The sequence below is a fragment of the Sedimentitalea sp. XS_ASV28 genome (genome assembly GCF_041224545.1).
Lineage (GTDB): Bacteria > Pseudomonadota > Alphaproteobacteria > Rhodobacterales > Rhodobacteraceae > Sedimentitalea.
On sequence record NZ_JBGFGP010000109.1, the window covers coordinates 1 to 25,832 of the forward strand.

Consider the following 25,832-nt stretch of genomic DNA (forward strand, 5'->3'; position numbering starts at 1 on the left):
CGCCACTGCAAGCGCGCCGAGCGCTTGAGCAATTTGAGGGCTCCGCGCCCGGCGCGCTTGCCCAAACCGAAACCCATGATTATCAAGATCAAACCCGCAGACTCTCGTTATGAACGAGGGACCGAAGGGGGGCAGGTCACCGGCACCTGCAGTTATGAAGCGATCGACGCCAAGGATTATTCCGGGCGCACGCTCAATATAATCACGCATGCAATCCCCGTGATCGGCGAGCCGACGGCGCTTCATGCGGAACAATTCGCAGAACTGACCGGCGCTGATGTCAATGTCGTCCACGTCCCGTTTGGCGATCTGTTTCAACGGATCATGATCCCGTTCCAGAGCGGACAGAACGCCTATGACGTTCTGTTCTACGGCTCGCTCTGGATCGGTGATTTCAACCGCTTCCTCGAACCGGTGCCCGAGAGCTATCTCAACTCGACCGGGATGGCGGACGTCACCGACAGTTTCAGAGGGGTCGCCACATGGAACGGGCAGATGATCCAGTATCCGATGGACGGTGACCGCCATTATCTCAAATATCGTACCGATGCTTTCGAAAACGACGCGCTCAGAGCCCGGTTCCAGGCTGAAACCGGGCGGGAACTTGCCGTGCCCGCGACATGGGAAGAATATAACGAGATCGCCCGGTTCTTTTCGGGCTTCGACTGGGACGGCGATGGCGAGATCAATTACGGCTCGGCCGAGGTGGCCAAGCGCGACGACCTCATGTTCTCGGCCTTCATCAGCCGCGCCGCACCCTATGCAAAGCACCCGGATGTGACGGGCGGCTTCTTTTTCGATCTCGAAACCATGGAGCCGCTGATCAATACCCCGGGCTTCGTGCGCGGACTGGAATTGTTTGTTGAAGCGCAAGAGGCCTTTCCACCGGGCGGTACGAATTTCGGCCTTGGCGATGAGATATTCTCCTTTGGCGGTGGCCAGACCCTCATGAGCTATTCCTGGGATGATGCCTTTGTTCAGGCGCAGCAGGAGGACAGCCGCATTCGCAACATGGTCGGCGCGGCACCGCTGCCGGGTGCACGCGAGGTGTGGAATCGGGCCACTGGCCAATGGGATAAGTTCGATGAACCGAACCGCGCGCCTTACATGACCTGGGGCTGGTCCTCCGCCGTATCCGCATTGTCCGAGGAAAAGGAGATGGCGTTCGACTATCTCTGCTTCTTCGCCAACGAGGCGAACACTTCGCACGATCTCCAGATCGGGCGGTTCGGCGTGAACCCCTATCGCAACAGCCATTTCGACAGTGCCTTCTGGCAGAACCTCGGATGGGATGCGCAGGTTGCCGACAGCTACGTCAACACGCTCTCGGAAATGGAGCTGAGCAACAACCGGGTCTACGACCTGCGGGTGCCGGGCGTGGGTCAGTTCATGTCGTCGATGGCAAACGGTGTGGCCGAAGCGATGGCCGGACAGAAGAGCGCACAGGACGCTCTGGATGACGTTGCCGATGAATGGCGCGCGATCGTTGACCGCATTGGCGAAGACCGCTTGCGCGACGCCTATGCCAATGTTGTCCGCCTCGAAGACAACGCGCACCAAGGCGGGTCGCGATAAACCTGACCTGTCTGCCACCACTGCCTGGCACCGAAAACTTCAGGACGCCATGTGTTGCCGGGCGTTTCGGGTTGATCGTGAAGTGCCCAGATTTTCAAAAGCGGGGAGGCTGGCGCAGCCTTCCTCACAATCCATCAGCGAATCCAGATGCTCCAGCCCAAACATTTCTTCCTTCTCCCAGCGCTCTTGACGCTTCTGGCGATTATCATCTTCCCGCTGCTCTTCACCGTGCGGGTCAGCTTTTCGAGCTGGGACGTCTATCAGGCAGGGCTCGACTATATCGGCGCGCGCAATTACCTGAGGGTGTTTCAGGACACGCGCTTCTGGGAAAGCCTGCTCCGACTCTCGGTGATGAGCGCGATCAGCGTGAGCCTGCAATATACGCTGGGGTTCGCACTGGCGCTTGCGGTCTGGAAACAGACGAAGGGCGGGCGACTGTTCCGGGTTCTGTTCCTGGTACCGATGATGACCACGCCGGTGGTGATGTCGGTGATATGGCGCACCATGTTCCATGAAAGTCTGGGGCCGGTGAACGACCTTCTGTCGGTCGCCGGGATCGGACCGGTGCCGTGGTTGTCGAGCGCCGCAGGCGCATTTGCCAGCGTCATCATCGTCGAGGTGTGGCAATGGACTCCGTTCATGTTTCTGCTGTTGCTGGCCGGTCTGGTCTCGCTTCCGCGCGAGCCCTATCTGGCCGCTGCCATCGATGGCGCGGGGCCGTGGCGCACCTTTTGGCAGGTGACCTTTCCGCTCATGGCGCCGATTTCCATCGGGGCGGTGATCATCAGGTTGATCGAAGCATCCAAGATCATGGATACCGTTTATGTCCTGACGTCGGGCGGCCCCGGCACGGCGACGGAAACGCCGTCGTATTACATCTATATTCGCGGCTTGCGGGATTTTCAGGTGGGGTATTCTGCGGCCCTGTCCATCACCTACCTGGTTTTGATGATCGTCAGCCTGACCATCATCAGCAAGCTGCTCATGAGATTTCTGATCGGAAAGGACAGCTGAGATGAACCGGACCTATCTGATCCTGAAATACCTGTTTCTGCTCGCCTGGTCGATCTTCGTGGTGTTCCCGTTCCTCTGGGCGCTGAGCACCTCGTTCAAGGACGCAAATGCGGTCACCAGTGGCGCGCGCTATATTCCCTGGCTCGAATTCGAACCGTCCACCCAGGGCTGGAAGTCGCTTTTTGCCTCTGGCAGTCAGGGTATCAATATCGTGACGCCCTTTCTCAATTCGGCGACCGTGACTCTTACGGCAAGCGCGATCAGCCTGGTTCTCGGGACACTCGCGGCTTACGGGTTGAGCCGATACCAATTCCGCGCCGGCTTCGTGAAAAATTCGGATATTACCTTTTTCTTCATCTCGCAGCGGATCATGCCGCCTATCGTGCTGGCCATTCCATTTTTCCTGATGCTGAGGGAGATCGGGGCGCTGGATACCATTTTCGGGCTGGTAATTGTCTATATCGCATTGCTCTTGCCGATTGCCGTTTGGGTGATGATCGACTTTTTCGGCTCGATTCCGAAGGAGTTGGACGAGATGGCGATGATCGACGGCTGCACCCCTGCCGGCGCGTTCCTTCGGGTCATCCTGCCCAATTCTCTGGCGGGGCTGGTGGTGGCGGGAATGTTCTGTCTGATCTTCGGCTGGAACGACTTCTTCTTCGCCTTCACGCTGACATTCACCAAGACCCAGCTTCTGCCGGTGGCAATCGTGTCGCTGAATTCATCGGTCACGCCGTGGTGGTCGCTCTCTGCCTTTGCGCTGATCTCGGTGACGCCGCTGGCATTGGTCGCCATTCTTGTCGAGCGGTTCATGTCGCGCGGTTCTCTCTCCGGCGCAATTCGGTAGACCCATGCTGACACTCGAGAACCTGTCCACCGCCGACACGAAACGGCCTCTCGCCGGATTGAACGCCCGCTTCGAGGCAGGCAAGATCTATACAATTCTGGGGCGCACCGGTGCCGGCAAGACCGAATTGTTGCGGACCCTGATCGGCCTTGATCCGATCCGGAGCGGAGCGATCCGGCTGGATGGCGCCGATCTGCTGCACAGGCCGGTGCGGGCGCGGCAAATGGCAATGGTCTATCAGCAGTTCATCAATTATCCGCATCTGAATGCACTGCAAAACGTGACCTTTCCCCTGCGCCGGCAGAATGTCGACAAAGCGACAGCGGTCGCACGCGCACGCGAGGCGCTGGCCCTTGTCGGTCTGTCGGATTTCGAGACGCGGATGCCCTCGGAGTTGTCGGGCGGTCAACAACAGCGGGTCGCGCTTGCCCGTGCTGTCGTAAAAAACGCGCGTATCCTGCTGATGGACGAACCGCTTGCCAATCTGGATTACAAGCTGCGCGAACAGCTCCGCGAAGAATTTCCGCGCCTGCTGCACAAGAATGTCGACGGGGTGATCCTGTATACGACGACCGAACCGGGCGAGGCGATGCAACTCGGGGACGAACTGATTGTCATGCACGACGGCAAAATCATCGCTCATGGCGATCCGGGTGATTTGTTCGACAACCCGCCGAATGTCGAGGTGGCGCAGTTGATCAGCGATCCGCCGATCTCGGTCTGCGACGGCCGCATCCTTGGCGGCATGGCATGTTTCGCGGACGGATCGGCCACCGGGCTTGCAGGTGGTGGGCTGCGCGATGGAACGGCGGTGCGGATCGGCATCCGGCCCGATGCACTCGCAATCGGCGGAGACATCGCCGCCCGCGTCACGCTCGCCGAGTTCTCGGGTTCGGATACGATTTTGCATCTTCAATTGCCGTTTGGTCAGGCGGCAATGCTGCTCGATGGTATCCAAGAGTTTCAACCCGGCCACAGCCTTGATGTCGCGCTCGACGCGCGAAGCCTGCTGCTCTTTTCGCAAGAGGGCGCAAACATCACCGGGAGGATCGGCTGATGGCAAGGATCGTCCTCAGGGGTCTCGGGCATTCTTACCGAGACGCACCGCAATGCGAAACGGATTACGCGCTGAAGCCTGTCGATCTGACATGGGAGGATGGCAAGACCTATGCGCTTTTGGGTCCTTCGGGCTGTGGCAAGACGACGATGCTGAACATCATCTCCGGACTTGTCACGCCATCGACGGGCCGGTTGCTGTTTGACGGCAAGGATATGACCGGCGCGCGGACCGGCGAGCGCAATATCGCACAGGTATTTCAGTTTCCGGTGATCTACACGACCAAGACCGTGCGCCAGAACCTCGCCTTTCCGCTGGAATGCCGCAACTGGCCGTCCGCAAAGATCGCCGAACGGGTGGACCGTATCGCCCGTCTTCTTGACCTGTCCGACATCCTCGGCGCACCGGCGCGCCGGCTGAGCGCGGACCAGAAGCAGCTTGTCTCTCTTGGGCGCGGGCTCGTTCGGGACGATGTGAGCGCGGTGCTTCTGGATGAGCCGTTGACGGTCATCGATCCGCAGATGAAATTTGCGCTGCGCCGCAAATTGCGCGAGATCAACCGCGCCACCGGTATCACCATGATCCTCGTGACACATGATCAGAGCGAGGCAATGTCATTCGCCGACGAGGTCGTTGTCATGAAAGACGGACGGGTTCAGCAGGCAGGGACGCCCGAGCACCTGTTCGCCCGTCCGCAGAACGAGTTCGTCGGCTATTTCATCGGGTCCCCGCCGCTCAACATTCTTGCTGCGGAACCCGGGAACGACCGCCTGAATTGCCCGGCGCTTGGTCTTTCCGTCAGCCTGCCGCGCGATGTCGGGAGCAGCGACCTGAGCTTTGGCGTTCGACCGGAACATATCCACTTGGTCGAAGACGCGGCGCCGTGGGCGCGGGTCGAAACGGTGGAGAATCTGGGGGTCGAACGCGTCTTCACCCTGCGCGCGGCCAACGGAGAAGCCATCAAGGTCAAATCGCGCAGACACAAGCGCCTTGCAGCCGGGGCGGATGTCGGGCTTTCGGTGAACCTCCGCGACCTGTTGGTGTTCGGAAATGGCCGCTTGCTCGGCGATGGCGAGGCCTATCTTCCCTCAGAAGATGTCGGCTGACCGATCCCCTCGGCCCGGAAAGGCGACCGCGCATCATGAGAGCTTATTCCGGGATTGCCGGTATTCGCTGGGTGACTGGCCGGTCTGATCCCGAAAGGCACGGTTGAATGTGCCAACAGAGGCAAAGCCGACGTCATAGGCGATAGACAGTATCGGGATATCGGCGCGCGCTGGATCGGACAGGATCTGCCGGGCCGCCTCGATCCTGCGTTCGTTGATGAATTGCGCAAAATTCCTGTATCCCAGCCCCTTGTTGATCGCCCGCCGAACGGTAAGATCCACCGCGAACTTCTCGCCAGTTTGCGCACGGTTGTGATCTTTGCCCTGAGTGGCACGCTGATCGTGTTGGGGGCCAAATCGGGGGTTTTCCCGGTTTACACCGAGATCAGTATCTACGGCTGGGCCTATTTCGGTCTCGGCACTGCGGTGTTGATCATAGCGCATGATACCTGGTTCTACTGGTCCCATCGGTTGCTGCACTATCCGCCGCTTTTTCGGCGTTTCCACCGGCTGCATCACCGCTCGCACAATCCGACACCGTTTGCGTCCTACAGCTTCGATCTCGGAGAGGCCGTCGTGAACGCCATATATCTGCCGCTGATCCTGCTCGTGCTGCCCGTCCATTCGCTCGCGATCCTGATATTCGTCACGCATATGATACTGCGCAACGCGATCGGGCATTCGGGATACGAACTTTTTCCAGCGAACCGGCAGGGCAAGCCGCTGTTCGGCTGGATGACCACCGTCACCCATCACGACCTTCATCATGCCCATGCCGGGTACAATCTCGGCCTCTACTTTACATGGTGGGACCGGTGGATGGGCACGGAACATCCCGATTATCTAGATGAATTCCGGCGCGTTGCACGGCCGCTTCCGGGGTGGATCCTGCGCACCCTGTTCCTGGGTTTCGCAATTCTGCCGGGTCTGGGAGCGACAGAAGCCCGCGCCGAGACCCTGACCGGTGCCTATGCCTCGCCGGGCGTCGCGATCATCGTGCAATTCGCACCGTGCGAGAGCGACACCAAAGCAACATGTGGCCGGCTGATCTGGGCATGGAGCCCCGGCGACACACCGCATGCGCAACCGGGCGATGTCATCATCACGGGCTTGCGCCGCTCGGGAACAGGCTGGTCGGGCCGGCTTCTGAACCCGGAAGACGGACGGACCTATCGCGGTTCGATCACCTTGACGGGCACGGACGCGATTGCGCTGCGGGGCTGCGCGGGACCGTTCTGTACCACGCAGCGCTGGCAATCGGTCCGCACGCTCAGGCGGGTGCTCGACAGCGTCGACTGATCCCCGGTCTTAAGCCGGAACGTCCCCGGAATGACCAAACGCGGAAAAACACCAACGAGGCGATTTTCGACCGGGGGCCTGCGTCGGGTCGGCGATGCACGGCCGGCCTGCGAGTCAGGTCGAAATTGCCTCACCGTGCCGGCAAACGAGCGGTTCGGCGCACGGTGAGGCTGTTCAGGACGTGATTAGCCGACTTTTCTGGCGGGCGGAATCGACCAGGATCCATCAAGAATGGATGGATTGGCCTCTTTGGGCCAGTAGAGACGCATCATCAGAATGAACTTGCCCTCTGGTGCAGGAAGCCAGTTCGATTCCTTGTCCTTTCCGGGCGACTCGTTCTGGATGTAGATGTCGGTCGAGCCATCGGGATTTGTTTTCAGATTCTGTCTCGGGCTGATCGAATAGCGGTTTATCGGATTCTTGACGAAAAAATACTTGGCATCGTACATCGTGATCGACCAGAAACCATCGACCGGCGGCAGCTGACCCTTGGGGAAGGTGATGACGTATTTCTCGGACCCCTTGTAGGCGCGCGCGAGCACACCGCTGCCGGATTTGGTGCTGACCGGATAGATCGCGTCCTGTGGCCGGTTGGCGCCCAAGCCTATGGCCGTAATGAGGGCACGCTGAAGGTACTCGGTTCCATAAAGCCCGGTCTTGGTGGTGTAGGACCAGCCGTTGACATCCTCGAAATCTCCGTCGCTTGCCTTGAAATGCAGCATCATCCGGGCAAAGGCGATCTGGGGCAGACGCTTTTGCAGGATGACGTCGAGTTTGCTGGCGTCGAAATCCTGCCCCGGCACGATCCCGATGGCCGCGAATTTTTCAACCAGGGCTGAATCGGCTGCGATGGGGGGGTTCGTCTTGAGCAGTTCACAGAACAGCGTGAAGAAATCCACCGCGCTCAGGGCGTTCACCTGTTCGCGAACCGGTGTTTTCATATCGATCGAAGAATCGATCTTGCCCTCGGGCGGCGTGTAATCCGTGCCGTAGGCGCTGAGCGGAACCAGCGTCATTTCGTCTTGCAGCTTGTGGACCGCTTCATAGTCCTCCGGGGTTCCGGTGCAATAGATGCGGCCAAGGATCCAGACAAGTCCGGTCCGCGATTTCAGCTCGGTAACGCCGTCCGGCAGCGTTCCGGTCCAACCCGGACCGGTGATTGCATAGGTCTGCGCCCCCGTGCCTGTCGTACGCTTGCCGGGCACCTCGAAGACGTCGGTCCAGCCGTCGAGCATCGGAAACAGCGCATAGCGATCATCCATGTCCGGCAGGTTCAGAACATAGGGTTCCTCGGTGACTTCAAGAAAACCGTAGGTGTAGAGCGTATCCGCATTCGGCGCGGTCACGTCCCGGAACGATGCATCGGGATATTGGCGCAACCGTGCCAACTGCCCCATCGGAGCCTTGGTTCCGGCGGGCTTGGTGACATTCGACATCACCCGGCGGGTATATTCCATCGTTACCAGCGGATAGGCATAGGTATAGGCCTCAAGCGCTGTCCAGAAGTCGGCGCGGTCAAGCAGTTCGTCGCTGATCGCACCTTCCAGTGCCTGCGCCTGACCTGCAAACATTGATACGGCGGTCAACCCCAGCGCTCCTTGGGAAAGCGCTCTGCGCGTGATATTCATGACGGTATTCCTCGTTTTTGATGTCATGTCGGTTCTGGATCGCAACAGAAATTTCCAGCAGCCCTTTGGACATTCGCATCCGTACGCATACTGGAATTTCCCTGTTTGTAGTGATCTGGGTCGGGTTGTATATCGACGGCGCAAAACACGCTTCGGTTTTAACGACAAAATGCACAGGCGACTGACTGATGGGCAAAATGATGACACAGCGGGCAGGCGTCCTGTCAGAGCTGCCTTCGCTGTTATGCGAACTCGGAGGAGATGTTACCTCGGTGTTCGACGGGACCGGCATTGATCCGGATACGCTCGATGCCGATACGCGTGTGCCGTTTACGCCGATGCTCACCCTGCTTGAGCGAGCGGCCCGGCAGACCAATTGTCCGCATCTGGGCCTGCTGATCGGACAGCGTTTCGATTTCGTACTGCACGGGCCGCTCGGTAAACTCATGCTCACCGCACCAAGGCTTGGTCAGGCGCTCATGGATTTTGTCACGTGCCAGCAGAGTTATTCCAGCGGTACAATCGTCTATTTGAACCAGTTCGACGACATCTGCGCCTTTGGCTATGGGACTTATGCCGCATCGCATCGCGGCAGCCAGATTCTCTATGATGCCGTTATCGGCGTCGCTCTCAGGATGATCGAGGTTCTGACGAACAGCAAAGTGAAACCGGTCGAAATACATTTTTCCCACCGCGCGCCCGAAGATGTCACGGCCTATGCGCGACTGCTGAAAATCCCGATGCAGTTCGACCAGTATCGAAGCTGTATCCTTCTCGACGCGGAGTCATTGCAGGTGACCCTGCCGAGTTCCGATCCCGCATTGCGTTGCCGTTTGCAGGCAGACATATCAAGGTCGATCCTGCGTGATGCGCCAGACCTGTTGACACGCACACGACAAGCGGTGCGCCATGTTCTGTATACAAACACACCAAGCCTGTCTGCTGTTGCCGCAGAGATGAGCCTGCACCCGCGCACCCTTGAAAGAAGATTGGCGCAGGAGGGAGAGACCTTTCGGTCGCTGCGCGACGATGTCCGCTTTTCGGTGGCCCGCGAACTGCTGGATCTGACGGAAATTCCAATCGGTGAGATCGCCGCAATGCTCGCTTTTGCCTCGCCGGGTGTTTTCTCGGATGCGTTTCGCCGCAGGAGCGGAACATCACCATCGCTGTGGCGGGCAAAGACATCGCCATCCTGGAACTGATCCATTTCGTCCGCAACGCGGCCGCCTGAGTGGTGCCCGAGCGAGCCGGTCACGCGCTTGCATATTCGCCCTGCAACTACCCAAAACCTTGGTGTGGCCCAGTCATCTTGGCTGCGGAAGGATGCCGCGATATGCGCCTACAGTCCGGATGCCGGGAAACGGGCACGGGTCTTGTAGCGGTATCCGTCAACCAAACCGGCGATTGACTCGGTATGGTCTCATTCATCAAGGTGCATATCGGGACTTCTCGTTTCTTGCGGAGGAACTGAACAGATGATGGCATGCCCCGCACATCGGGCCTTTGGAACGCCGGACAATGTTTAGCGTACTGCTCGTCCTTGCTTATGCCGCTATTCAATGTGCGGCCTTCTTTTTCGCCTTCAAGGCGATCCAGACGGCACGGACATCGCAGGGGGCGGTGGCCTGGACCGTTTTTCTCGTCGCGCTGCCAGTGATCGCAGTGCCGTCCTACCTGTTCCTCGGAAGCTGGCGCTTTCGCGGGTATATCGTTGCCCGTCGCGAGGTCTCTGAAATCGTAACGGGCATCAAGCGCCATGCCGACATCAATCGCCGCCCCGAAGAAGAGCTGACCGAAGCGACGCGTGCGTTCGAGGCAATCGCCGGTCTGCCGGTTGTATCCGGCAACGATGTATCCCTGTTGATCGACGGGGCGGCCACGTTCGATGCTATTTTCGAAGCGCTGGACAGTGCCGAGCATTACGTTCTGGTTCAGTTCTACATCGTCAAGGACGACGAGGTGGGGCGGTTATTTCGCGACCGCCTGATCGCGTGCGCCGGACGTGGTGTGAGCGTCCGCTTCCTTTTCGACGCGGTGGGAAGCAACAAATTGCCACGCTCCTACCTTTCCGCACTTGAGGACGCAGGCGTCGAGACGATCAACATCCATACCAAGAAAGGTCCGAAAACCCCGTTCCAGATCAACTTCCGCAACCACCGCAAAACCATAGTTATCGACGGGAAGGTGGGATTCACGGGCGGGCTTAACGTGGGGGACGAATATTTGTCCCGCGATCCTTACTTCGGGAACTGGCGCGATACACATTGCAGGTTGGACGGGCCCATCGTGAGCCAGCTTCAACTGGTTTTCGCAGAGGACTGGTTTTGGGCAACTGAAGAGAACCTGCGCGTTTTGCTCAACTGGAACGCGCCACACATGGATCGCGACATTGATGGGGTGATTGTTGCCACGGGTCCGGCGGACGAAGAAGAGTACGGCGCGTTGTTCTTTTGCGCAGCAATCCATTCGGCACGTTCGCGCCTGTGGCTCGCCACGCCATACATGGTGCCGGAAAACGATGTTCTGGTCGCGCTCAAGCTCGCTGCGATGCGCGGGGTCGAGATCCGGCTGCTTGTACCTGAAAAGGTGGACCACTGGCTGCCCTGGCTCGCGGCGCTGGCGTATTTCGACGAATTGCGAGCGGTTGGCATCGAGATATGGTCCTACACAAATGGCTTCATGCATCAGAAGGTCATTCTTGTCGATGACGAGATTTCAGCCATCGGCACCACCAATTTCGACAACCGGTCATTTCGCCTGAACTTTGAAGCCATGGCCGTCCTGTTCGACGAATCTCTGGCCAAAGAAGTCGAGGAAATGCTGGAAGCCGATTTCAAGGAGTCCTACCTTCTCGAGCGCGACCTTTCCGACCGTCCGGTCTGGATGAGAATTGCGGCACCTGTCTCGCGCCTCTTTGCACCGCTGCTTTGAATATTTCCTTGTAAGCCGATTTTCCACGACAGACCTTACCGGAGAGCGGTGGTCGCGCCTGACCGGCCAGATCGCAGTCTGTTTCACAATCCGGGGGCATGGCAGGTCCTCGCAAGAGACACGGTGCTCCATTCATGCAACACTGGCATGTTACAGTTCCCGAATGCGGCACTGTTATTGGCATATCCGCTGCCATCGCCCTAAGATGGGCCGGTGCGGAAGACGGGAACATGCGCGCATCATCGCGATTCGTGCAGGGAGTTTGCTTTGGCGCGCAAAATTGCCTACTGCGTCGATCAGAAACATGTCGGCTGAAAATGGGAAAATATACCGTCTCCCAAAGCGGGGAAGGCTGATTTCGGTTGGGTCCGCGTGGATGCGGATCATAGTAATTGGTGGAAACAGGATGACTAGCTACAAGAACTCAATTCTTCAGGCAACGTGTTTGGGCATGTTCGTTTTCGGGGGCTCGGCCCATGCCGGAAACCTTGCTCCGGCCGTCGATGATCCGGTCGTTGTCGTGCCGGTCACCCCAAGCCAAAGCGGATCAACGCCGTTCGATGGCTTCTATGTCGGTGGCAGCATTGGCTATGCGTTCGGCGGAGATGATCGTGTCGGCATCCGCGGCAACGCCCCTCAATTCGATATAGGCACGCTGTCCAATGACGGCGGTATCGCCGACATTCATCTTGGATATCGGTGGTTGCTGGCGAATTACATGTACGGCCTGGAACTTGGACTGGAAGGCGGCTCTGTGGGATCAGACATCGTCGGGGCGGGCTATGCCGCATCGATGGAACTGAAGAACGCGGTGAACCTCCGTTTCAACATGGGTGCCATTCTGGCTGAGAAGACGCTTGTTTACGGGTTTGCAGGGGTTGCCAAGGGCAAATTCGACTATGCAGTTTCCGGCACGGGAGCGGCCGGCCCGGTCTCGATACAGCAGGAGCCGTCCGATACCGGGTACGTGGTCGGGCTTGGTGTCGAACGCACCCTGAACGATCAGTGGTCGATCCGTGCAGAGTACCAATACGGCAACTTCGGCAAGGTTGAACTTTCCGACGCGGCAGGAAACACGACGTCTGCTACGCCGGATTACCAATCCATCAAGATCGGTGTGAACTTCGCGTTTTGATGCGATCCGCCGCCGGACTGTGACCGCGTTGATCTCATAAGGGCAGAACCACAGCGGCGATCAGCTTGCGCTGCGGCTTCGCCACCCCATCAGGTTCAGCACCGCGAATAACAGCGCGGCGACACAGACGATCGACGGACCCGCCGGGGTATCGAGCAGATAGGCCCCCTGCAATCCGGCAACCGCAGAGATCGCGCCGATGGTCGCGGCGATCCCTGCCATTGCCTCGGGCGTGCGCGCCAGACCGCGTGCGGCCGCTGCCGGAATGATCAGCATGGCAGCGATCAGCAGCACCCCGACGACCTTGATCGCGACCGCAACGGTAATCGCCAGCGACACCGTCAGGATCAGTTGCTCGCGCTTTGGATCGAGCCCGCTGGCATAGGCCAGTTCTTCGTTCAATGTAGAGGTCAACAACGCGGACCAGCGCCAGACAATCATCGCGACAACCAGCGCCGCGCCACCCCAGATCACCAGCAGATCGCTGCGCGATACGGCGAGGATGTCACCGAACAGATACGCCATGAGATCGATCCGTATCCCGGACAGGAATGACACCGCGACAAGGCCGAACGCCAATGACGAATGCGCCAGAACCCCAAGCAAGGTGTCCATCGCATACCCACGTCCCGCGAGATGGGTCACCGCAAAGGCCATGATGAGCGCAACAACGGTGGCCCCCGCAAAGACCGAGACCTGCAAGGCAAGCGACAAGGCGATGCCGAGCATGGCCGCGTGGGCCGTCGCATCGCCGAAATAGGCCATCCGGCGCCACACCACGAAGCAGCCAAGCGGCGCAGCGGCAAATGCCACGCCGACCCCGGCGAGCGTCGCGCGGGTCATGAAATCATCAAGCATCACTCGGCTGCCTCGTGACTGTGTTTGCTGTGGTGATCGTGATCATGATCGTGGCCGTGATCATGATCGTGCCGATAGAGCGCCAGCGCGCCACCGGTCCCGCTCCCGAACAATGCGCGATATTCCGGTGCCGAGGCCACCACCGCCGGCGCACCTTCACAGCAGACATGACCATTGAGACAGATGACACGATCGGACGCGCTCATCACCACGTGCAAATCGTGGCTGATCATCAAGACGGCACAGCCGGTATCCTGGCGCACCGCCTCGATCTGCTGATAGAAGGCCGCCGAACCCGGTTGATCCAGCCCTTGTGTCGCCTCGTCCAGCAACAATATGTCGGGCTTGTTGATCAGGGCACGTGCCAGCAGAACACGTTGAAACTGTCCGCCCGAAAGATGCGACATCTGCTGCTTCAGAAGGGTCGGAACGCCTGCCGCGTCGAGTGCCGCCTGGCACGCTTCACGCGGCACCCGATCCGTCAGACGCATGAAACGTTCGACTGTGATCGGCAGCGTCGGATCGATATGCAGTCGCTGCGGGACATAACCAATCTTCAGACCGGGCTTGCGCGTGACAGAGCCGCTTGTGGGTTTGGTTGCACCGATAATTGCACGCAACAGGCTCGTCTTTCCCGATCCGTTGGGACCCACGATGGTAACGATCTCGCCCGGCTCCAGCACAAGATCGACGTCACGCAGCACCCTGTGCGCGCCATAGTCAACGCCAAGGTTCCTGACAGAAATCAGGCTCATGCGTGAGCCTTGTCCGCACATGCAGGGCAGATGCCCTCGGCCTCGACAACCGTTTTTTCGATGTGAAACCCGGCCGCCCGCGCGACGGATCCCAATCCGCCCCTGGACGGTGCCGACTGCGTTTCCGCCACAGACTCGCAAAGGCGGCAGATCATGAAGGCCGGCGAATGGGTTTCGCCGGGCTGCGTGCAGGCGACAAAGGCATTCAGGCGCTCGATCTTGTGGACAAAGCCGTTCTCGGCCAGAAAATCGAGCGCGCGATATGCAACCGGCGGCTGCGACCCGAACCCTTCGTCGCGCAGCAGGTCGAGAATGGCATATGCGCCCAATGCCCGGTGTTCCTGCAGCAGAATTTCCAGAACCTTGCGCCGTACAGGTGTCAGGCGCAGGCCCTTGTCCACGCAACGCGCCTCCGCCGCGGCCAAACCACGCGAAACGCATGCCCGATGATCGTGATCCTCGAACCCGATAGGCGGTGCATTTTCAGCAGGCATCCGTCGCGCCTCACTTGTCATGTTATTGTATATCAGTTAATCGAAGCTTGATGTTATGAAATCACATAGAGGCCTCAATGTCCAGAACGCTTGCATCCCTCTCCATCTCTGCCATGCTCCTGGCGGGAACCGGCATGGCCGACGTACCCCGTGTTGTCACCGACATCGCACCCGTGCATTCGCTGGTCGCGCGCGTCATGCAGGGGACCGGGTCACCCGACCTTATATTACCCCCCGGCGCATCCCCTCACGAATACAGCTTGCGCCCCTCCGAAGCGGCCGCGCTTCAGGACGCGGATATCGTGATCTGGATGGGCCCTCAACTCGCGCCGTGGATGCGGGACGCCATCGAGACCCTCGCATCGAAAGCCGACCACCTAACCCTGCTGGAGGCGGCCGAGACCAGATTGCTCGACATTCGGGAAGGTGCGCTCTTTGAATCGCATTCGCATGGGGACGACGATCATGGGCATGATGACGACCACGCGGACGGCGATCACGCCCATGAACACGAGGACGACCATCATCACGACCATGCGGAAGATGAAGAGCACGCGCAGGACCATGGCGCACATGATGCGCATGCCTGGCTGTCGCCCGAAAACGCTGCCGTCTGGGTCGACCTGATCGCGGCGGAATTGTCCTCTGCGGATCCGGAAAACGCCGACAACTATCTCGCCAACGCAGCCGCCGCGCGCGAAGAGCTGGCAGGGCTCTCCGCCGATGTGATCGCAATCCTTGATCCGGTTCGCAGCAAGAGCTTTATCGTGTTCCACGACGCGTTCCAGTATTTCGAAGCCGATTTCGATTTCCCCGCAGCGGGCGCGATCTCGCTCAGCGACGCTGCCGCTCCAAGCCCTGCCCGGATCGCGGAAATCCAGGAACGTGTCCGGCATGAAGAAGTCGATTGCGTGCTGGCCGAGCCGCAATTCAATCCCGGCCTCGTATCGACGGTGCTGGATGGCACCGACGCCAACACCGCAATCATCGACCCGATCGGAGCCACCCTCGAGCCGGGGCCCGGCCTCTACCCCCAATTGATCCGGAATATCGCGACAACACTTGCCTCATGCCTTTGATCGCGCCCTCGATCACCGGTCAAAAATCCATGCGCATTACCGCAAGGAGCCCGAGACTGCCATGGGCTTTGGCAAAGTGACATGGTCGCGCGCGGGGGTTCGAATAATCGGGATGTCGGCCCCCGCTGGACCGCTCGGGGCCGCCCGAACAGCGGAAAGTTGCCGTTATCCCCGGCCACCGCGCCGGAACCCGCGTTGGACCTCTGCACAAGCGATGTTACCGAAATGAGCATATGATCGCCGGAGAATTCAAACTTTTCAATTGATACTGGAACAACTTGGCAACCCCATACACGTTGTGCTAGATCTAATTGAGATTAATTCACGTTTTAACACCGCTGGACGAACCCCTTCGCCAGCGTTATTCTGCGTGCGCTGCATAGACAGATTCTATGCGTTGGGGATTAGATCTGGATGTATCCCGACCACTCCGGGCTTTTCAGATCCACGAAAGTGATGGGATGAACATGCAAATGTCGTGTGCGATGCCGCGTTCTGTAAACCAGAACGCGAACAAGATTTGGCAATTCTGATGCCTAGTACAAATTCTCTGGATTCCAACATCCTGTTCGTCGGCCATAGCCTGGTCAATCATGATATGCCGGCCATTCTGAGGGCGTTCATGTCCCAGACCGGAGGAAACGGCACGGTTCAGGAGCATATCATCAACGGCTCCCCCTTGTGGTGGAGCTGGCAAAACGCCAACCGGGCTGAACTCGCCGGATTTGGCGTCAATGCCAAGCAAGAACTTCGGCTGGGGCAGACTGATGTCCTGATCCTGACCGAGGGCGTGCCGAATCCCAGCTTTGCAGAGGCGGTCGAAGGCGCGTCTAACTTCTACAATCTGGCGATTTCGTCCAACCCGAATACCAAGGTCTACATGTATGAGACATGGCATGACCTGCGGACCGGGACCGAGGGGTTTGACGTCGATTACGATCCGGAAGACGACATACCCTGGCGAGAGCGCATCGATCATGCCCTGCCCCAGTGGCAAGCCATCGTCGACGCCGTGAACGATCAGCGCGCCCCGGGTGCCCCCGAGATGCAGTTGATCCCGGTCGGGCAAGTGATGGGACGGCTCTATGATGAAATAGCCGAAGGAAACGTGCCCGGCATTACCGACATCAGGCAACTCTTTGTCGACGACATTCATATGAACGACATCGGGAACTATCTCGTCGCAATCGTTCAATACACGACCGTGTTCGGGCGACGCCCGGATGATGTGGCGCTGCAGCAATACGGGCAATGGGGCGAAGCCTTCGATGCGCCGTCAGCTGCGCTGGCGTCATTCATGAAAGACATCGCCTGGGACGAGGTGATGGGTGACACCGGCGGCGGCTTCCCCCCGGACGGGTTCATCAATGACGTCTTTATCGGTGGCGAAGGCAACGACATCTTCGACGGTGGCGATGGTACTGACGAAGTTCAGCTTGATGGCGCGTGGGACGAGTTTGAATTTTCCTTCGATGGCGCGCTGAGGATCACCGACACCAACACGTGGTCGGGGGTCAACGAAGGTGTCGACACGCTCATCGATATTGAACTTTTGACCTTCTCGGACGGAACCCACGCGGATGTTATCGTTAGCGCGGACAACGTGATCATCAACTTCATGACGGGAACGGACGTGCAAATGGCGCGCCTTGTTTTCGACACCGACAACAGCAGAGCCTGGTCGAGTTCGACGCGCACCTTTGATTCAGACGGTGTAACGCAAACCGGCCGGACCACAACCTACGATGACGGGCGGATTCTCGAAGTCGAATTTGATGACGCCGGGAACCGCGTGTCGCAGACCATGACCGACACTGCCGACGCCTATGTCTGGAATGAAAGGGTGACGACATTCAATGCGGATGGCACGATCAAAACGGGTCGTATCATAACCTTTGATAACGGACGGATCCGCGAAGTCGAATTTGATGAAGCCGGGAACCGTTCGTTGCAGACAACCACCGACGCCGCAGATGTCTATGGCTGGGAAAGCCGCACCCAGGAATTTGACGAAAAAGGCAATGTGATCGACACCTACTACGTTGACGATATCCTGTTGTTCTGACCCATCGCGTTCGCACTTGCGTCGATGCGCCAGAGCGTCTCGCGACCGACCTGAAACATCCAGTGTAACCTGATGTGTTGAAATATCTGATTTCAACGCATCAGGTGTATCAGTTTTATTGCGAAACGCTTCGGCGGATACTCATGTGCGTATTTCAGGCAGCGTGCGTGCTGAACCCGTTATGTGCGACGGCGGCTGAACCATGACGAACTGGAACACAAAAGCAATGCCGCAGGGCTGAGCCGAGAACGACAGGCTCGGCAAGCGTCATAATCACCAATGACCTCGCATCATCCGATCTCGCCTCTGGAATGCTCCTTGCCCGGAGCTTGCCATTGATGGAAACGCGATAAAGGTCCGGATATAAAGGCATCCCGCTTTGGGCGGCGCGGATATCGTGCCTATAGCATTTCGCAGTAAACCTGAATCACCTAAAACTGCCTGAAATCAAAGATTTCAACGCGTCAGGTGATACCAGATGTTTCAAGTTAATCGCGAAACGCTTTAGCCAAGCGCATAGCCCGCACCGCGCACCGTTCGTACGGGATCATCGCCGCCGTGTTGCATCAGGGCCTTGCGCAGTCGGCCTACATGCACGTCGACCGTACGGGTATCGACATATATGTCCCGGCCCCAGACCCGGTCCAGAAGCTGTTCCCGGCTCCAGACCCGCGCGGGCTTTTCCATGAAATTACGCAGCAGGCGGAACTCGGTCGGACCGAGTTTGATCGGCTTTCCACTGCGGCTGACCTTGTGCGTTTCACCGTCCAGCAGGATATCGTCGAATTCCAGCTGCATTCCAACGGCGGATGGACGCGAGCGGCGCAATTGTGCCCGCACGCGCGCCATGAGTTCGACCACGGAATAGGGTTTGATCACGTAATCATCCGCACCGGTTTCCAGGCCCCGCACCTTGTCGACCTCTTCCGAACGCGCCGACAGCATGATGATCGGGATCGCGCGCGTCGCCTGCCGCGTCTTGAGCCTGCGGCAGACCTCGATACCGCTGAGATTCGGCATCATCCAGTCGAGCACGATCACATCGGGCGTGTCTTCGTCGACCACCAACAGCGCCTCATCGCCGTTTTCCGCCTGACAGACGCGAAAACCCTCGGCAGCAAGGTTGTAGCTCAGCACTTCACGCTGCGCCGGTTCATCTTCGACAACAAGAACGGTGGGTTTGTCGGCAGACATGGGCGTTTGGACCTTATGCAGTCAAGGATGTTGTATCGGCTTTGGGCCGCTCTTCATCGGGGCGTTCGCCGGTAACCAGATAGATGACCTGCTCGGCAATCGACGTGACGTGATCGCCCATCCGTTCGATATTCTTGGCGATGAAATGCAGATGCATGCAGGGCGTGATATTGCGCGTATCTTCAAGCATGAAGGTCAGGAATTCGCGGAACAGGGCATTGTACATCTGGTCGACCTCGCGGTCACGCTCGATCACGTGTTTGGCCAGCGCCACGTCGCGTTGAACATAGGCGTCCAGCGCGTCTTCCAGCATCTCCTCGACCTCGCGCGCCATGCGGCGCAGGGCGCCCGCGCTGTCATTGACCGGCGGAATCTGCGACAGGACAGTGGTGCGCTTGCCGATGTTCTTGGCATAATCCCCGATCCGTTCGAGATTGTTGCTGATCTTGGTGACTGACAGAACCAGACGCAGATCCTTGGCGGTGGGCGCGCGGGTGGCAATGACGCGTGCGCATTCCTCGTTGATCAGATCTTCGAGTCCGTCGATCGCTTTGTCGTTCTTGCGCACCTGCTCTGCAAGTTCCTCGTCGCGGTTTTCCAGCGAACGGGCCGCCGCGTTGATCGCCGCCTCGACAAGCCCGCCCATCTTCATGATCTGGGCCTGTACGGTTTCGAGATCACGGTCAAACGCCGAAGCAATGTGAGTTTGTTCAGACATTGGTAGTATCCTTTAGCCGATACGGCCGGTGATGTAGCTTTCGGTACGTGGGTCTTCGGGGTTGGTAAAGATATTGCCGGTTTCACCGAATTCCACCAGCTCACCAAGATGGAAGAAGGCCGTATTCTGGCTGACACGCGCGGCCTGTTGCATCGAGTGGGTCACGATGACGACGGTGAAATTCTGACGCAGTTCGTCGATCAGCTCTTCGACCTGAGCCGTCGCAATCGGGTCGAGCGCGGAGCAGGGCTCATCCATCAGCAGAACTTCGGGTTCCGTGGCCACCGCACGGGCGATGCACAGGCGTTGCTGCTGGCCGCCGGACAGTCCGGTGCCAGGCGCATCGAGCCGGTCCTTGACCTCGTCCCAGATGGCACCGCGCCGCAGCGCACTTTCAACGATGTCGTCCAGTTCCGATTTCGACGCGGCCAGCCCGTGGATACGGGGACCGTAAGCCACATTGTCATAGATGGATTTCGGAAATGGGTTCGGCTTCTGAAACACCATCCCGACGCGGGCGCGCAATTGCACCGGATCGACGCTCTTGGCATAGATGTCTTCGCCGTCCAGTTGAATGCTGCCGTCGACGCGGCAGACGTCGATGGTGTCATTCATCCGGTTCAGGCAACGCAGAAAGGTCGACTTGCCACAGCCGGACGGACCGATAAAGGCGGTCACGTTGTTGTTGGCGATATCCACGTTCACGTCCTTGATGGCGTGGGTATCGCCATAAAACACGTTTACGCCACGCGCGCTGACCTTGGCTTCTGCCGACTCGGTGTCGCGCTCAATTTTTCTCATGTCGTTCATATCGAGTTCCTTTTTCGGAGCGCTTACCATTTGCGTTCGAATTTCTGCCGCAGGTAGATCGCGACCATGTTCATGATGACGAGGAAACCAAGCAGGACGAGGATAGCAGCCGAGGTGCGCGAAACGAAGCCGCGTTCGGGGCTGTCGGCCCAGATGAAGATCTGCGTCGGAAGGGCGGTGGCGCTTTCGAACGGGCTGCTGGCGGCCGAAGTGATGAAAGCGTTCATGCCGATGAGCAGCAGCGGCGCAGTTTCCCCAAGCGCCTGTGCAAGGCCAATGATCGTGCCGGTCAGGATACCCGGCATGGCCAGCGGCAGAACATGCTGGAACACCACCTGCTGCCTGGAGGCACCGAGACCGAGCGCGGCTTCGCGGATCGACGGCGGCACCGCCTTGAGCGCAGCGCGGGTGGCGATGATGATGGTGGGCATGGTCATAAGCGCCAGCGTCAGACCACCGACAAAGGGCGCAGACCGGGGCAGGCCGAACCAGCCGATGAACACCGCCAGCGCCAACAAGCCAAAGACCACGGACGGCACCGCCGCCAGGTTGTTGATGTTGACCTCGATGAAATCGCTCAACTTGTTCTTGGGAGCAAATTCTTCAAGGTAGATCGCCGAGCCGATCCCCAGCGGGAACGAAATCAGGAAACAGGTCAACAATGCCCAGAAAGACCCGATAAGCGCCCCCTTAAGACCCGCCAATTCCGGAAAACGCGAATCCGCGTTGGTAAAGAGCGCCCAGTTGAAGGGCTTGGAAATCGCGCCATCTGCCTTGAGATCGTCAAACCACTGGATTTCGTTATTCTTGACCCGGCGGTTCTGTTCGGGCGTGTCACGGTCGATAAGCCCCTTGTTCAGCTGATCGAACGGGTCGGAAACCGGGACGGTCATGCTGATCGTCTGTCCGATCAGCGCAGGATCCGCCACCACCTTGTCGCGCAGTTCGAACTGGGCTCCGTTGGAAAGGATCTGCTCGACCGCGCGGGCGGTGGCCCGATCACTCATATCGACACCGGGCAGCATCTTGCCAAGCGATGCGGCGAGCGCGTCGTCGAACCCGCCGCGCGGCAGGCGCGCTTCGGGAATTTCCTCGGGGTCGACATAAACGTCAAGCGTGACATGGGTCTGGGTAAAGGCCTGCCAGCCGGTGCTCACCAGCGAGCCGACAAGGATGAAGAGCATCAGGAAAGCGATGGAGATCGCCCCGAGGCCGATCCATTGCAGCCGCTTCTGCTTGCGGTGGCGCGCCTTGAGCGACGCCGCCACAAGGTCCGTCGACGAGGGTCGGGCAGAGGCGCCGGGCGCGTTTGTGATATCGGTCATGTCCAGGGCCTCAGTCGTAGGCTTCGCGATACTTGCGCACGATGCGCAGGGCGAAAATGTTGATGATCAGGGTGACAAGGAACAGCATCATGCCAAGAGCAAAGGCCGCCAGTGTCTTGGGGTTGTCAAACGACGTGTCGCCGATCAGCAGGGTCACGATCTGAACCGTCACGGTCGTCACGCTGTCGAGCGGGTTGATCGTCATCTTGGCGATCAGACCGGCGGCCATCACCACGATCATCGTCTCGCCGATGGCGCGGCTGACCGCGAGCAAAATCCCCCCGACAATGCCGGGCAGCGCGGCGGGGAACAGCACCGTCGTCATCATTTCGCCGCGCGTCGAACCAAGGCCAAGCGCCCCGTCACGCAGCGCGCGCGGAACCGCCGACAGCGCATCGTCCGCAAAGGAAGAGATGAACGGGATCAGCATGATCCCCATGACGCCACCGGCGGCAAGCGCAGTGTTCGGCGCGACATCCAGGCCCACCGACTGTCCAAAGCTCCGGATGGCCGGCGCGACAACGAGAATGGCGAAAAAGCCATAGACCACCGTCGGCACCCCGGCGAGGATTTCGAGGAAGGGCTTGACCACGGCGCGAAACTTGCCCGGCGCGAACTCGTTGAGGTAAATCGCCGAAAACAACCCGATGGGCACGGCCACCGACAGAGCTACCACCGTGATCACGATGGTTCCGACAAATACCGGCAACCATCCGAACGCGCCTTCGGCGGCGATCTGGTCTTCACGCAGCGGGATCTGCGGCTCCCAGTTCGTGCCAAACAGGAAGTCGGTGAGCGGAACCGCGTCCAGGAAACGCGCGGTTTCGTAGGTCAGCGAAACGATGATGCCGATCGTGGTAAAGATCGCCACGGTCGAACAGAAGATCATCAGGCCGGAAACGATGGTTTCAACACCCTGACGGGCGCGGAAATCGGCCGCCACGCGCGAACGGGCAAAGGCAAGCAGGGCAAGCGACAGCAGCGCAACGAGAACAACCAGCGCCCAGCCTGCGTTGGTTTGCAACTGTGTGTAACGCTCGGCCGCGGCGACCTTCCAGTCTTCGGGCGTTCCGAACACCTGGCCGTTCGCAATCGACTTGATCTCGGCCAGCACAAGCTGGGTTCCGCCAGAGCCCAAACCATCCAGCGACCCCCCCGGGAGTCCGCGCATCACCATGGTGTCGATCACCGGGCCTTGAAGCACAAGCCAGAGCAGGATGAAGGTCAGCACCGGCACCAGGATCAGCAACGCCGAAAACAATCCGTGATAATTCGTCAGTGAGTGCAGCCTGTTTCCATCGTCGCGGATCGCCCGGGCCGCCATGCGGTTGACCAGGTAGCCGGCGATCACGGCAACGATGAGCAGAATGAATGGAAGAGCTGTCATAGGCCTGTTCTTTTCAAAAAGGACCCGGGGCGCGTGGGTGCGCCCCGGGTTTTCGTTCAACCCCGAGAGTTATTCCGGCGCCGTCATCGCATTACCGTTCAGAACGGCATCCTGAAGCTCCGTGCGGCGGTCATCGGACAGGGCGACAAGGCCACGCTCGGACAGGTATCCGCCGGCTTCCAGCGCATCATCCGACATATACTCTTCGATGAATTCGTTCAGGTTCGGGATCACGCCGCGATGTGCGTTCTTGACATAGAAGAACAGCGGGCGCGAAACCGGGTAGGATTTGTCGGCAATGGTGTCGGTGCTGGGCTCGACGCCTTCGATCATCACACCCTTCAGCTTGTCCAGGTTCTCGTAGAGGAACGAATAGCCAAAAATTCCCATGGCATTCGGGTCGGCTTCCAGGCGCTGAACGATCAGGTTGTCGTTTTCACCGGCTTCGACAAAGGGACCGTCGGTGCGCATGCGCGAGCAGTTTTCCTTGACCCATTTGCCGTCAAAGCCACCGTCATGCACATAGGCCAGTTCTTCGCATCCGGCATGCATCGCCAGTTCTACAAAGGCATCGCGGGTGCCCGAGGTCGGCGGCGGGCCATAGGCCAGAATTTCCACCGCAGGCAGTTCCGGATTGATCTGGTCCCAGGTCTTGTACGGATTGTCGGCCCACTCGCCGTCAACCGGCACCTGCGCGCCCAGCGCCAGGTAGATTTCGCTCAGGCTGAGATCCCAGGGGTAATCATTGGTGCGGGATACGGCCATCGAGAGGCCGTCAAAGCCGATCATGGCCTCGGAGATCTCGGTCACACCGTTTTCCTGGCACAGCGCGTATTCCGATGCTTTCATCGCGCGCGACGCGCCGGTGATGTCCGCGTGCTGCTCGCCGATACCGCCACAAAAGATTTTCATGCCGCCACCGGTGCCGGTGGATTCGACAATCGGAGAAGGTGCGCCGGTGTTGTTGGCGAACTGCTCGGCCACGGCCTGCGTGTAGGGGAAAACAGTGGACGACCCGACGATACGGATTTCGTCACGTGCGGCTGCGGCTGTGGCAGACACGGCAAGAAGTGCCAGCGTCGACACAGAAAACTTGGTGAAAGACATGGTATCTCCTGATTGTCATTCCAGATCGGTTGGGTCGATCTCTGCCGCGTGGGTAGAGAGATTCGGTGATGCTTATGCAAAAATTTTGTGACGGTTTTGTAACAGCCGCCCGGATCACGGGTCGGGTTGTTGCCACGGCTCAAACTCATTCAATTCCAGATTGAATGGTGCAGCGCCCGGTTCCGGATTCCGGATTTCCGCCGGGTTTTGGGCGAACAGGACAGCAACAGAACAATTCCGGTGTCCGGATCGGACGTATCGCGCGCCGATTGCGCTGTTGCCCGTCTTGCGGCTAGAATCACTCAGAGCGCCAATGGCAGGGTGGGTACGGGTTACAATGTCAGCAAGCACGGAATACCCGAAGTCCAAAAAGGATATGGCGGCCGATGACGACGCCATCGCGGTGCCGTCGCATGTAGCCGGGTCGGGTACGCTGGACCGGCTTGTGCAAACCGCGCGTTCCTATGCGGAAAAATCCGCATCGCAGAATACGCTCAAGGCCTATGCCAGGGATTGGGCTCATTTTTCGCGGTGGTCCCGGTTGAGGGGAACAGACCCGCTGCCGCCCTCGCCGGAACTGATCGGTCTCTACCTCGCCAATCTCGCCGCCCCGTCGGACGGGTCCGCTGCGCTGACGGTTTCAACCATCGACCGGCGGCTGTCTGGGCTGAGTTGGAACTATGCCCAGCGCGGGCTCACGCTCGACCGCAAGAACCGTCATATCGCCACCGTTCTGGCAGGCATCAAACGTGAACATGCCCGCCCACCGGTACAGAAAGAGGCGATCCTTCCCGAAGACATCATCGCGATGGTCGCCACCCTGCCCTTCGACCTGCGCGGCTTGCGTGATCGTGCGATCTTACTGTTGGGCTACGCGGGCGGGCTGCGGCGCTCGGAAATCGTATCTCTGGATTTTGCCAAGGACGACACACCCGACAGCAAGGGCTGGGTCGAACTCTTCGCCGACGGCGCGCTGCTCACGCTTAACGCCAAGACAGGTTGGCGCGAGGTCGAAGTCGCACGCGGCTCCAGCGACCGGACCTGTCCTGTCCACGCGCTCGAACAATGGTTGCATTATGCCAGGATCGATTTCGGGCCGATCTTTGTGCGCACCACCCGCGATGGCAAGCGCGCCCTTCACGACCGCCTGAACGACCGCCATATCGCCCGGCTGATCAAGAAAACGGTGCTGGATGCCGGCTTGCGCCCCGAACTGCCCGAGGCCGAACGCCTTGCGCTTTTCTCCGGCCACTCCCTGCGCGCGGGACTCGCGTCAAGCGCTGACGTCGATGAAAGATACGTCCAGAAACACCTTGGCCATGCCTCGGCCGAAATGACCCGTCGCTACCAGCGCCGCCGCGACCGGTTTCGCGTCAACCTGACCAAGGCGGCCGGACTTTGAGCATTATTGTGACCGACATTGTGGCTCACGCCTTTAACATCGCGTT

Annotated in this window: 23 protein-coding genes; 12 read left to right on the forward strand and 11 right to left on the reverse strand. The window is 59.2% G+C overall.

Annotated features, from left to right (window positions below):
- Positions 1-75: 75 nt before the first annotated feature.
- From AB9K34_RS07765 to AB9K34_RS07785, 5 genes are all read left to right on the forward strand, one after another.
- Positions 76-1,575, forward strand: coding sequence for an ABC transporter substrate-binding protein (locus AB9K34_RS07765; RefSeq protein WP_369953854.1), 1,500 nt, complete (start codon positions 76-78; stop codon positions 1,573-1,575).
- 147 nt (positions 1,576-1,722) lie between these two features.
- Positions 1,723-2,589, forward strand: coding sequence for a carbohydrate ABC transporter permease (locus AB9K34_RS07770; RefSeq protein ID WP_369953855.1), 867 nt, complete (start codon positions 1,723-1,725; stop codon positions 2,587-2,589).
- Between the two features lies 1 nt (position 2,590).
- Positions 2,591-3,436, forward strand: a complete 846-nt coding sequence (locus tag AB9K34_RS07775) for a carbohydrate ABC transporter permease (RefSeq protein WP_369953856.1) — start codon at positions 2,591-2,593, stop codon at positions 3,434-3,436.
- Between the two features lie 4 nt (positions 3,437-3,440).
- Entirely contained in the window at positions 3,441-4,493 is a 1,053-nt protein-coding gene (locus AB9K34_RS07780; RefSeq protein ID WP_369953857.1) for an ABC transporter ATP-binding protein, read from the forward strand.
- Positions 4,493-5,599, forward strand: a complete 1,107-nt coding sequence (locus AB9K34_RS07785) for an ABC transporter ATP-binding protein (protein WP_369953858.1) — start codon at positions 4,493-4,495, stop codon at positions 5,597-5,599. Before AB9K34_RS07780 ends, AB9K34_RS07785 begins: the two co-directional genes overlap by 1 nt.
- Before the next feature lie 33 nt (positions 5,600-5,632).
- On the opposite strand, the gene AB9K34_RS07790 is transcribed toward AB9K34_RS07785, so the two are convergent.
- Complete coding sequence (locus tag AB9K34_RS07790) at positions 5,633-5,881, reverse strand: helix-turn-helix domain-containing protein (protein ID WP_369953859.1); 249 nt, start codon at positions 5,879-5,881, stop codon at positions 5,633-5,635.
- 30 nt (positions 5,882-5,911) lie between these two features.
- Here AB9K34_RS07790 and AB9K34_RS07795 point away from each other — a divergent pair, with 30 nt between their 5' ends.
- Positions 5,912-6,898: a sterol desaturase family protein gene (locus AB9K34_RS07795; RefSeq protein ID WP_369953860.1), complete on the forward strand. Its 987-nt coding sequence runs from the start codon at positions 5,912-5,914 to the stop codon at positions 6,896-6,898.
- 185 nt (positions 6,899-7,083) lie between these two features.
- Here the strand turns inward: AB9K34_RS07795 and AB9K34_RS07800 are convergent, their stop codons facing one another.
- Positions 7,084-8,484: a DUF1254 domain-containing protein gene (locus tag AB9K34_RS07800; protein WP_369953861.1), complete on the reverse strand. Its 1,401-nt coding sequence runs from the start codon at positions 8,482-8,484 to the stop codon at positions 7,084-7,086.
- Positions 8,485-8,714: 230 nt separating this feature from the next.
- Here AB9K34_RS07800 and AB9K34_RS07805 point away from each other — a divergent pair, with 230 nt between their 5' ends.
- The 3 genes from AB9K34_RS07805 to AB9K34_RS07815 all read left to right on the forward strand — a co-directional run bounded on the left by AB9K34_RS07805 (position 8,715) and on the right by AB9K34_RS07815 (position 12,592).
- Positions 8,715-9,728 carry an AraC family transcriptional regulator gene (locus AB9K34_RS07805; protein WP_369953862.1) on the forward strand — a complete coding sequence of 338 codons (1,014 nt, stop codon included), beginning with the start codon at positions 8,715-8,717 and terminating at the stop codon, positions 9,726-9,728.
- Between the two features lie 316 nt (positions 9,729-10,044).
- Positions 10,045-11,457, forward strand: a complete 1,413-nt coding sequence (gene cls, locus AB9K34_RS07810; protein ID WP_369953863.1) for a cardiolipin synthase — start codon at positions 10,045-10,047, stop codon at positions 11,455-11,457.
- Between the two features lie 451 nt (positions 11,458-11,908).
- Positions 11,909-12,592 (forward strand): outer membrane protein, encoded by a 684-nt coding sequence (locus tag AB9K34_RS07815; RefSeq protein ID WP_369953864.1) that lies wholly within the window; start codon positions 11,909-11,911, stop codon positions 12,590-12,592.
- Between the two features lie 60 nt (positions 12,593-12,652).
- Here AB9K34_RS07815 and AB9K34_RS07820 read toward each other — a convergent pair whose 3' ends face one another.
- From AB9K34_RS07820 to AB9K34_RS07830, 3 genes are read right to left on the reverse strand one after another with little or no spacing between them, the layout of a single operon-like run.
- A complete protein-coding gene (locus AB9K34_RS07820) occupies positions 12,653-13,450 on the reverse strand; it encodes a metal ABC transporter permease (RefSeq protein WP_369953865.1) in 798 nt (265 codons plus the stop codon).
- Positions 13,450-14,205 (reverse strand): ATP-binding cassette domain-containing protein, encoded by a 756-nt coding sequence (locus AB9K34_RS07825; RefSeq protein WP_369953866.1) that lies wholly within the window; start codon positions 14,203-14,205, stop codon positions 13,450-13,452. Before AB9K34_RS07825 ends, AB9K34_RS07820 begins: the two co-directional genes overlap by 1 nt.
- On the reverse strand, positions 14,202-14,699 hold the full coding sequence (locus tag AB9K34_RS07830; RefSeq protein ID WP_369953867.1) for a transcriptional repressor: 498 nt from the start codon (positions 14,697-14,699) through the stop codon (positions 14,202-14,204). Before AB9K34_RS07830 ends, AB9K34_RS07825 begins: the two co-directional genes overlap by 4 nt.
- Before the next feature lie 77 nt (positions 14,700-14,776).
- On the opposite strand from AB9K34_RS07830, the gene AB9K34_RS07835 reads away from it, so the two are divergent.
- Both AB9K34_RS07835 and AB9K34_RS07840 read left to right on the forward strand, forming a co-directional pair.
- Positions 14,777-15,778, forward strand: a complete 1,002-nt coding sequence (locus tag AB9K34_RS07835) for a zinc ABC transporter substrate-binding protein (protein ID WP_369953868.1) — start codon at positions 14,777-14,779, stop codon at positions 15,776-15,778.
- A 532-nt stretch (positions 15,779-16,310) separates the two neighbouring features.
- Positions 16,311-17,843 (forward strand): hypothetical protein, encoded by a 1,533-nt coding sequence (locus tag AB9K34_RS07840; RefSeq protein WP_369953869.1) that lies wholly within the window; start codon positions 16,311-16,313, stop codon positions 17,841-17,843.
- A gap of 504 nt (positions 17,844-18,347) precedes the next feature.
- Here AB9K34_RS07840 and phoB read toward each other — a convergent pair.
- From phoB to AB9K34_RS07870, 6 genes are all read right to left on the reverse strand, one after another.
- Positions 18,348-19,037, reverse strand: a complete 690-nt coding sequence (gene phoB / locus AB9K34_RS07845; protein WP_369953870.1) for a phosphate regulon transcriptional regulator PhoB — start codon at positions 19,035-19,037, stop codon at positions 18,348-18,350.
- A 13-nt stretch (positions 19,038-19,050) separates the two neighbouring features.
- Positions 19,051-19,755, reverse strand: coding sequence for a phosphate signaling complex protein PhoU (gene phoU, locus AB9K34_RS07850; protein WP_369953871.1), 705 nt, complete (start codon positions 19,753-19,755; stop codon positions 19,051-19,053).
- 12 nt (positions 19,756-19,767) lie between these two features.
- Entirely contained in the window at positions 19,768-20,565 is a 798-nt protein-coding gene (gene pstB, locus AB9K34_RS07855; RefSeq protein WP_369953872.1) for a phosphate ABC transporter ATP-binding protein PstB, read from the reverse strand.
- 23 nt (positions 20,566-20,588) lie between these two features.
- The gene (pstA, locus tag AB9K34_RS07860) at positions 20,589-21,890 is read right to left on the reverse strand and encodes a phosphate ABC transporter permease PstA (RefSeq protein WP_369953873.1); all 1,302 of its coding nucleotides are present in this window, start codon (positions 21,888-21,890) and stop codon (positions 20,589-20,591) included.
- 10 nt (positions 21,891-21,900) lie between these two features.
- Positions 21,901-23,277, reverse strand: a complete 1,377-nt coding sequence (gene pstC, locus AB9K34_RS07865) for a phosphate ABC transporter permease subunit PstC (protein ID WP_369953874.1) — start codon at positions 23,275-23,277, stop codon at positions 21,901-21,903.
- Between the two features lie 69 nt (positions 23,278-23,346).
- Positions 23,347-24,384 (reverse strand): PstS family phosphate ABC transporter substrate-binding protein, encoded by a 1,038-nt coding sequence (locus AB9K34_RS07870; protein ID WP_369953875.1) that lies wholly within the window; start codon positions 24,382-24,384, stop codon positions 23,347-23,349.
- A 337-nt stretch (positions 24,385-24,721) separates the two neighbouring features.
- Between AB9K34_RS07870 and AB9K34_RS07875 the strand changes: the two genes are divergently transcribed.
- A complete protein-coding gene (locus AB9K34_RS07875) occupies positions 24,722-25,786 on the forward strand; it encodes a tyrosine-type recombinase/integrase (RefSeq protein ID WP_369953876.1) in 1,065 nt (354 codons plus the stop codon).
- The last annotated feature ends 46 nt before the right edge of the window (positions 25,787-25,832 follow it).

Coding starts and splice junctions, on each gene's coding strand:
- AB9K34_RS07765 (WP_369953854.1), top strand. CDS start 76: ATGATTATCAAGATCAAACCCGCAGACTCTCGTTATGAACGAGGGACC.
- AB9K34_RS07770 (WP_369953855.1), top strand. CDS start 1,723: ATGCTCCAGCCCAAACATTTCTTCCTTCTCCCAGCGCTCTTGACGCTT.
- AB9K34_RS07775 (WP_369953856.1), top strand. CDS start 2,591: ATGAACCGGACCTATCTGATCCTGAAATACCTGTTTCTGCTCGCCTGG.
- AB9K34_RS07780 (WP_369953857.1), top strand. CDS start 3,441: ATGCTGACACTCGAGAACCTGTCCACCGCCGACACGAAACGGCCTCTC.
- AB9K34_RS07785 (WP_369953858.1), top strand. CDS start 4,493: ATGGCAAGGATCGTCCTCAGGGGTCTCGGGCATTCTTACCGAGACGCA.
- AB9K34_RS07805 (WP_369953862.1), top strand. CDS start 8,715: ATGGGCAAAATGATGACACAGCGGGCAGGCGTCCTGTCAGAGCTGCCT.
- cls (WP_369953863.1), top strand. CDS start 10,045: ATGTTTAGCGTACTGCTCGTCCTTGCTTATGCCGCTATTCAATGTGCG.
- AB9K34_RS07815 (WP_369953864.1), top strand. CDS start 11,909: ATGTTCGTTTTCGGGGGCTCGGCCCATGCCGGAAACCTTGCTCCGGCC.
- AB9K34_RS07820 (WP_369953865.1), bottom strand. CDS start 13,450: ATGCTTGATGATTTCATGACCCGCGCGACGCTCGCCGGGGTCGGCGTG.
- AB9K34_RS07825 (WP_369953866.1), bottom strand. CDS start 14,205: ATGAGCCTGATTTCTGTCAGGAACCTTGGCGTTGACTATGGCGCGCAC.
- AB9K34_RS07830 (WP_369953867.1), bottom strand. CDS start 14,699: ATGCCTGCTGAAAATGCACCGCCTATCGGGTTCGAGGATCACGATCAT.
- AB9K34_RS07835 (WP_369953868.1), top strand. CDS start 14,777: ATGTCCAGAACGCTTGCATCCCTCTCCATCTCTGCCATGCTCCTGGCG.
- AB9K34_RS07840 (WP_369953869.1), top strand. CDS start 16,311: ATGCCTAGTACAAATTCTCTGGATTCCAACATCCTGTTCGTCGGCCAT.
- phoB (WP_369953870.1), bottom strand. CDS start 19,037: ATGTCTGCCGACAAACCCACCGTTCTTGTTGTCGAAGATGAACCGGCG.
- phoU (WP_369953871.1), bottom strand. CDS start 19,755: ATGTCTGAACAAACTCACATTGCTTCGGCGTTTGACCGTGATCTCGAA.
- pstB (WP_369953872.1), bottom strand. CDS start 20,565: ATGAACGACATGAGAAAAATTGAGCGCGACACCGAGTCGGCAGAAGCC.
- pstA (WP_369953873.1), bottom strand. CDS start 21,890: ATGACCGATATCACAAACGCGCCCGGCGCCTCTGCCCGACCCTCGTCG.
- pstC (WP_369953874.1), bottom strand. CDS start 23,277: ATGACAGCTCTTCCATTCATTCTGCTCATCGTTGCCGTGATCGCCGGC.
- AB9K34_RS07870 (WP_369953875.1), bottom strand. CDS start 24,384: ATGTCTTTCACCAAGTTTTCTGTGTCGACGCTGGCACTTCTTGCCGTG.
- AB9K34_RS07875 (WP_369953876.1), top strand. CDS start 24,722: ATGTCAGCAAGCACGGAATACCCGAAGTCCAAAAAGGATATGGCGGCC.